This window comes from Vibrio sp. 1249-1 (genome assembly GCF_033340495.1).
Genome location: NZ_JAWOWJ010000262.1, coordinates 1 through 902 on the forward strand (window position 1 = coordinate 1; position 902 = coordinate 902).

General features: G+C 47.7%; 1 protein-coding gene. It reads left to right on the forward strand.

Annotated elements, in window-relative coordinates:
* The coding region (gene lptG, locus R7Z50_RS25720) for an LPS export ABC transporter permease LptG (protein WP_318149504.1) at window positions 1-902 on the forward strand (902 nt) is incomplete at both ends.

A 902-nucleotide genomic window follows, 5' to 3' on the forward strand; every position in this document is an offset into this window, starting at 1 on the left:
TGGCCTATCGGGTATCATCAAATACGTGGAACAGCTACGAAAAGTGGGGCGTGGTGTGTATGACCTGACGCACGCTTTGTATTTCGTTTTGTTGAGTGTGCCTCGTGACGTTGAAATGTTTTTCCCAATGGCAGCATTGCTGGGTGCGCTGATTGGTTTGGGTATGCTGGCGTCAAGCTCTGAGCTTGTGGTCATGCAAGCGGCGGGTTTCTCCAAGCTGGATATCGGTTTGTCCGTGCTAAAAACGGCCGTTCCATTGATGCTTATCGTGATGACTTTAGGCCAATGGGGTGCTCCAGAAGCTCAGAAAATGGCGCGTGATTTGCGATCTTTTGCATTGTCTGGCGGCAGCATCGTTTCGGTTCGTGCTGGTGTTTGGGCTCGTGATGCTAACGACTTCATCTTCATCGGTAAAGTGGAAGATGACAAGTTGTATGCGTTGAACATGTGGCGCTTTGATGATGACAAGAACTTAGAAAAAGTTATCTTCGCTGAAGAAGTGGATTACCAACAAGATAACAATTGGTTGATGCGTGACGTGCAAATCACCAACATGCAAGACGAAAACGTGATTTCCAAACAAGAGATGGATCAAATGGAATGGCACACGTCGTTGGCTCCTGACAAGCTAGCCGTGGTGACAGTAAAACCAGAAGAGCTCTCTCTGAGCGGTTTGTATGATTACGTGACGTATTTGAAAGCATCAGAGCAAGATGCTTCACGTTACGAACTCGCATTTTGGCGTAAGCTGACGCAGCCTTTGTCGATTGCCGTAATGATGTTGATGGCATTGTCTTTCGTCTTTGGTCCGCTGCGAAGCGTAACAATGGGGGCGAGAGTTTTATCTGGCGTTGTGGCTGGTTTCACTTTCTATATCTCCAGCGAGTTCTTTGGGCCATTGA